The organism is Pantoea sp. NGS-ED-1003 (assembly GCF_000738765.1).
Taxonomy (GTDB): domain Bacteria; phylum Pseudomonadota; class Gammaproteobacteria; order Enterobacterales; family Enterobacteriaceae; genus Pantoea; species Pantoea septica.
On record NZ_JPQA01000024.1, the window covers coordinates 1 to 5,829 of the forward strand.

At 61.6% G+C, this 5,829-nt stretch carries 6 protein-coding genes and 2 pseudogenes; 1 reads left to right on the top strand and 7 read right to left on the bottom strand.

Annotated features, from left to right (window positions below):
* Positions 1-147: IS1 family transposase (locus tag JS46_RS23785; protein WP_146051546.1), on the bottom strand; the 147-nt coding region annotated here is incomplete at its 3' end.
* A gap of 54 nt (positions 148-201) precedes the next feature.
* On the opposite strand from JS46_RS23785, the pseudogene JS46_RS22360 reads away from it, so the two are divergent.
* Positions 202-765, top strand: a pseudogene (locus JS46_RS22360) (methyl-accepting chemotaxis protein); the annotation flags it as partial.
* A gap of 71 nt (positions 766-836) precedes the next feature.
* Here the strand turns inward: JS46_RS22360 and lldD are convergent.
* The 6 genes and pseudogenes from lldD to JS46_RS22385 all read right to left on the bottom strand — a co-directional run.
* Positions 837-2,021, bottom strand: a complete 1,185-nt coding sequence (gene lldD / locus JS46_RS22365; RefSeq protein WP_048786605.1) for an FMN-dependent L-lactate dehydrogenase LldD — start codon at positions 2,019-2,021, stop codon at positions 837-839.
* 12 nt (positions 2,022-2,033) lie between these two features.
* Positions 2,034-2,795 carry a transcriptional regulator LldR gene (lldR, locus tag JS46_RS22370; RefSeq protein WP_033755973.1) on the bottom strand — a complete coding sequence of 254 codons (762 nt, stop codon included), beginning with the start codon at positions 2,793-2,795 and terminating at the stop codon, positions 2,034-2,036.
* Positions 2,795-4,444, bottom strand: a complete 1,650-nt coding sequence (gene lldP, locus JS46_RS22375; protein ID WP_033755975.1) for an L-lactate permease — start codon at positions 4,442-4,444, stop codon at positions 2,795-2,797. Before lldP ends, lldR begins: the two co-directional genes overlap by 1 nt.
* Before the next feature lie 559 nt (positions 4,445-5,003).
* The gene (locus tag JS46_RS22380; RefSeq protein ID WP_033755977.1) at positions 5,004-5,447 is read right to left on the bottom strand and encodes a flagella synthesis protein FlgN; all 444 of its coding nucleotides are present in this window, start codon (positions 5,445-5,447) and stop codon (positions 5,004-5,006) included.
* Positions 5,448-5,458: 11 nt separating this feature from the next.
* Positions 5,459-5,560: pseudogene (locus tag JS46_RS23790) on the bottom strand (flagellar biosynthesis anti-sigma factor FlgM); the annotation flags it as partial.
* Between the two features lie 17 nt (positions 5,561-5,577).
* Positions 5,578-5,829, bottom strand: a 252-nt coding sequence (locus tag JS46_RS22385; protein WP_000306783.1) for an IS1 family transposase, incomplete at its 5' end; no start/stop codon positions are given.

Consider the following 5,829-nt stretch of genomic DNA (forward strand, 5'->3'; position numbering starts at 1 on the left):
TTGAGAAGCGGTGTAAGTGAACTGCAGTTGCCATGTTTTACGGCAGTGAGAGCAGAGATAGCGCTGATGTCCGGCAGTGCTTTTGCCGTTACGCACCACCCCGTCAGTAGCTGAACAGGAGGGACAGGTGATAGAAACTGAAGCCACTGGAGCACCTCAAAAACACCATCATACACTAAATCAGTAAGTTGGCAGCATCACCTGATCAACGGTATTGCTTTCCAGACCAACATTCTGGCGCTGAACGCGGCGGTGGAAGCAGCGCGCGCCGGCGAGCAGGGCCGCGGCTTTGCGGTGGTGGCAGGCGAAGTGCGCAGTCTGGCACAGCGCAGCGCCACGGCGGCACGCGAAATTGAAACGCTGATCAATGAAGCGGGGCAGAAGGTCGATAATGGCTCGCGGCTGGTCAGCAGCGCCGGGCAGGCGATGGATGACATCGTGCGCTCCGTCTCTCAGGTGAGCGGCATCATGAACGAGATCGCCAGCGCCTCCGAAGAGCAGAGCCGCGGCATCCTGCAGATCGGCCAGGCGATGACCGAGATGGATACCACCACGCAGCAGAACGCCGCGCTGGTTGAAGAGTCCTCCGCTGCCGCCTCGTCGCTGGAAGATCAGGCGCGACAGCTGGAACAGACGGTGGCCGTGTTTAAAACCGCGCAGCGCGGCTTTGAGCGCAGTCCGGCGGTCAGCGCGCCGCGTCCGCGCGTGCTGACGCCGACGCCGGCCGCGGCGACCGCCTCACAGGGGGGCTGGGAACAGTTCTGAGCCTCAGGCGTGAGCAGATAAGATAAAAAACCCGGCCTCTCCGCCGGGTTTTCTGTTTTTATGGCCGCGCCTTAGTCGTTGGCTACCGCCTTCGCCAGCGCGTCAGGCTCCATCGGCGCCGCCGCCTGCACCAGCGAATCGCGGGTAATTTCCGCGATCGAGCGCGCGCCGGTCAGCGTCATCGCCACGCGTATCTCTTTTTCAAACAGGTTCAGCAGATTGCTGACGCCCGCCTCGCCCGCCGCCGCCAGCGCATAGAGAAACGCGCGGCCCAGCAGCACGGTATCCGCGCCCAGCGCGATCATGCGCACCACATCCAGCCCGCTGCGTACGCCGCCGTCCGCCAGGATCGCCAGTTCGCCCTTTACCGCGTCGGCGATGGCGGGCAGCGCGCGCGCCGAGGAGAGTACGCCGTCCAGCTGGCGGCCGCCATGGTTCGATACCACGATACCGTCCGCGCCGAAACGTACCGCGTCGCACGCATCCTCCGGGTCAAGGATGCCTTTGATGATCATCGGCCCCTTCCAGAAATCGCGGATCCACTCCAGGTCGCTCCACGAGATCGAAGGGTCAAAGTTATTGCCCAGCCAGCCAATGTAATCCTCCAGGTGGGTCGGCTCGCCGCGGTAGGCGGAGATATTGCCAAGATCGTGCGGGCGGCCATGAATGCCGACATCCCAGGCCCATTGCGGATAGAGCGCCGATTGCAGATAGCGGCGCATCGCCGCGTTCGGGCCGCTCATACCGGAGTGCGCATCGCGATAGCGCGCGCCCGGCACCGGCATATCGACGGTAAACACCAGCGTCGAGCAGCCCGCCGCCTGCGCCCGCTCCAGCACGTTGCGCATAAAGCCGCGATCGCGCAGCACATAGAGCTGGAACCACATCGGGCGCTGCATCGCCGGGGCGACCTCTTCAATCGGGCAGAGCGACACGGTGGAGAGCGTAAAAGGAATGCCCTTTTTATCCGCCGCGCGCGCCGCCTGTACCTCGCCCCGACGCGCATACATGCCGCACAGGCCGACGGGCGCCAGCGCCACCGGCATCGATAGCGTCTCGCCGAACAGCTGCGTTTCCAGGCTCAGCGAGGACATATTGCGCAGAATGCGCTGGCGCAGCGCGATTTGCGCCAGATCGTCGCTGTTGCGTTTCAGGGTGTACTCGTCATAAGCGCCGCCGTCGGCGTAGTGAAACAGAAACGGCGGCACTTTGGCTTTCGCTGCGGCTCGGTAATCTTTTGCTGATGAGATAATCACGGTAGTCCTCGCTTACGCTTTACTGTCCGGAATGCGCATACTGCGCGCCCGTCGCGCCTCTTCCTCATGCAGGTTGCGCATGGTGGCGTCAACAAATTCAAGGTGGTGGATAGTGACGCTGCGCGCCCGTTCGGCATCGCCGGCGATAATCGCCTGACAGATCGCCTGATGCTGCACCGCCAGCTGCTGGAAAATCTCCGGCGCGGTGTACATCCGCTGACGGCTCTGCATCACCGACGACTGCAGCAGATCGAACAGACCGCGCATCGCCTGCAGCAGCACCAGGTTGTGGGCGGCCTCGGCGATCGCCAGATGAAAGCGCACGTCGGAGTGGGCAGCCAGGTCGGGATCGTCGCGATCGCTGACCTGCAGCATCATCTGATAGCAGCGCTCGATATGCGCTTTGTCTTCCGGCGTGGCGCGGCGCGCGGCGTGCCACGCCGTGCTGGATTCAATGGCGATGCGCGCTTCCAGCACGTCGTAGCGGTAACCGGGGTCGTCCGCCAGCAGGGTGCTGAGCGGCATCACCAGCCGCGACGCCGACCAGTCCGCCGGGCGTTCGGCAATAAAGTTGCCGCCGCCGCGCCGGCTGATCAGTACCCCTTCGCTGATCAGTCTCTGCAGCGCCTCGCGCAGCGACGAACGGGAGGCTGTCAGCTGCTGCGCCAGCTGGCGCTCCGCCGGCAGCCGTTCGCCCGGCTGCAGCCGCTGCTCGTCAATAAAAGCCCTCAGGCGTTGCGCCAGGCTCTCCGCCAGGCGTTGTTCTTCATGCATTACGGGATCATCCACGGGAAAACCCAGGCCTGCAGCGAAGTGATAATCCCCACGATGCAGGTGAAAATCAGGCTGTGCTTAACGGTAAAGCGGAACAGGTCGGCCTCTTTGCCGACCAGCCCCACCGCGGCGCAGGCGATAGCGATCGACTGCGGTGAAATCATTTTGCCGGTAACGCCGCCGGTGGTGTTGGCGGCGACCAGCAGCACCTCCGGCACGCCGATCTGCTGCGCGGTGGTCGCCTGCAGGGCGGCGAACAGCGCGTTAGAGGAGGTATCGGAGCCGGTGAGGAATACGCCCAGCCAGCCGAGAAACGGTGAAAAGAAGGTGAAGGCGTTGCCGGTATGGGCCAGTGCCAGCGCCAGCGTGGTAGAGAGGCCCGAATAGTTGGAGATAAAGGCGAACGCCAGCACCGCGCCGATGGAGTAAATCGGCAGCGCCAGCTCGCGCAGGGTTTCGCCAAAGGCGCTTATCGCCTGCGCGGGGCGCATGCGCAGCCAGATCACCGACAGCAGCGCAGCGATAAAAATTGCCGTGCCGGTGGCAGAGAACCAGTCGAGCTTGTAGATAGCGGCGTAAGGCGTGGCGGTGGCGACCACCGGCGGCATCTTGATCACTTGCTGATGCAGGAACGGCACGGCGAAAGAGAAGACCCAGTCATACAGCGCGCCGCCGGGTGCGAACAGCGCCTTAAACGGCGGAATGCTCCACAGGGTGACGGTCAGCGTCAAAAACAGGAACGGCATCCAGGCGCGCATCACCTGCGCCGCGCTGTAGCGCTCGACGCGCTGCGGTTCGCCGCTTTCCTCCTCGCCAGCAAAGCGGAAAATGCGCGCCGGCTTCCAGACGCGCAGGAACAGCGTCAGGCAGAGCAGGGAGACCAGTGCGGAGATCACGTCCGGCAGCTCCGGGCCGAGGAAGTTGGAGGTCAGGTACTGGGCGATAGCGAAAGAGCCGCCGGAGACCACCACTGCAGGCCAGGTCTCTTTCACCCCGCGCCAGCCATCCATGATCGCCATGACCCAGAACAGCACGATCATGGTCAGGAACGGCAACTGGCGCCCCGCCATCTGGCTGATCGCCATTGCATCCACGCCGGTGACCTGGCCGGCGACGATAATCGGAATGCCCATCGCGCCGAAGGCGACCGGCGCGGTGTTCACAATCAGGCAAAGCCCGGCGGCGTAGACTGGCTTAAAGCCCAAACCGACCAGCAGCGCGGCGGTGATCGCCACCGGCGCGCCGAAGCCGGCGGCGCCTTCCAGAAAGGATCCGAAGGCGAAGCCGACGATCAACATCTGCAGGCGTTGATCTTCGGTAATCGACAAAATGGAGTTGCGAATGATGCCAAACTGGCCGGTTTTCACCGTAATTTTATACACGAACACCGCGGCGACGATAATCCAGGCGATAGGCCACAGACCGTAGAAGAAACCGTAAACGGCGGAGGCGAGCGCCTGGTCGATCGGCATACGGTAGAACAGCAGCGCCACCGCCAGCGCGATCAGCACCGTGATGGTGCCGGCGAGATAGCCTTTCATCCGCAGCCGCGTCAGCGCGAAAAAGAAAAAGAGAATGGGAAGCGCCGCAATCAGGCTCGACAGCCAGATATTATCGAGCGGATCGTAAAGTTGCTGCCAGTTTTGCATGATCCTGATTCTCCAGAAGAGTGCCTGCCTGTAAACGGCAGCGGTCGGGGAGCGCCGCAGTCAGACAGCACGCAGCCGCAAGGCTGGTCAGACCAAAAAGCGCGTAAATGTTAAAGAATTGTTTATCTGGTGCGGGGATGAATGCAATCTTTCGCTAAAACTTTCATTTGAGGCTGGAAGATTTGTCACAAACAACAGGTTTTGGTAGGACCAATTTCGCGGGCGTGCAGGCGGCAAAGCGTTTAGCGCCGCTGAAGCGGCCAGCGGGCGGTAGCATCAGGAGCGCCATGAGGCCGCGAAGAGCTATTTCGTGGCGTCAGCCGGTTATCGCATGGCGGAGCAGGAGAGCCCCCGCTAACGAAAAAGGGGCGTTAAAGCTCACCATCGCACGGCGGAAGGGGCATTAAGTATTGCCATCGCACAGCGGGAAAGGGGGATAAAGACCGCCATCGCATGGCAGAAAGCGCATTAAGTATTGGCATCGCACAGCGGGAAAGGGGCGTTAAAGACCGCCATCGCACAGCGGGAAAGGAGGGTAAAGACCGCCACCCCAGGGCGGCTAGATAGTAATATCGTAAGCGCGCGTCGAGCCGTTAGAGTCCGATTGCCCGCCAGCAGTATAAAGCCCGGGGGCCGCCGCCGTTTTATCTATCGCGCGGGTTAAATGGCGCGCTCGCTGCAGATGCATCTCCAGCAGCTGGCGGGTTTGCTGGTTCATTTCGCTGGCCCGTTTAATCATCGGCAGCATGACGCTCCACTGTGCGGCCAGCGCAGGCTGCGGCTGATAGGGGGCAAACAGCTGCAGACGATCTTCCTGCTGTTTCCGCTGTTCGTCATGCCAGGCGACAGTCGCCAGCAGGCGGCTTTTCATATCGGAAAGGTGCTGAAGGGAAACCGGATGGATAGTCGCGCCGCTGAGCTGTTTGATCTCTTCGGCCAGCACGCCATCCAGTTCACTGAGCGTTTCCTGCAGCCTGGTTAAGGCGGCCTGTAAACTCTCCATGAGCGCCTCTGTCACCCCTCTTCAAGGATATTTCGCAGCAGCGCGTCGGCGATTTTATCGGCGTCCATCTGTAGTTCGCCGTTGCGCATCGCCTGTTTAATCTTTTCGACGCGCGGGTAATGACTCCAACTTATTGATAGTGTTTTATGTTCAGATAATGCCCGATGACTTTGTCATGCAGCTCCACCGATTTTGAGAACGACAGCGACTTCCGTCCCAGCCGTGCCAGGTGCTGCCTCAGATTCAGGTTATGCCGCTCAATTCGCTGCGTATATCGCTTGCTGATTACGTGCAGCTTTCCCTTCAGGCGGGATTCATACAGCGGCCAGCCATCCGTCATCCATATCACCACGTCAAAGGGTGACAGCAGGCTCATAAGACG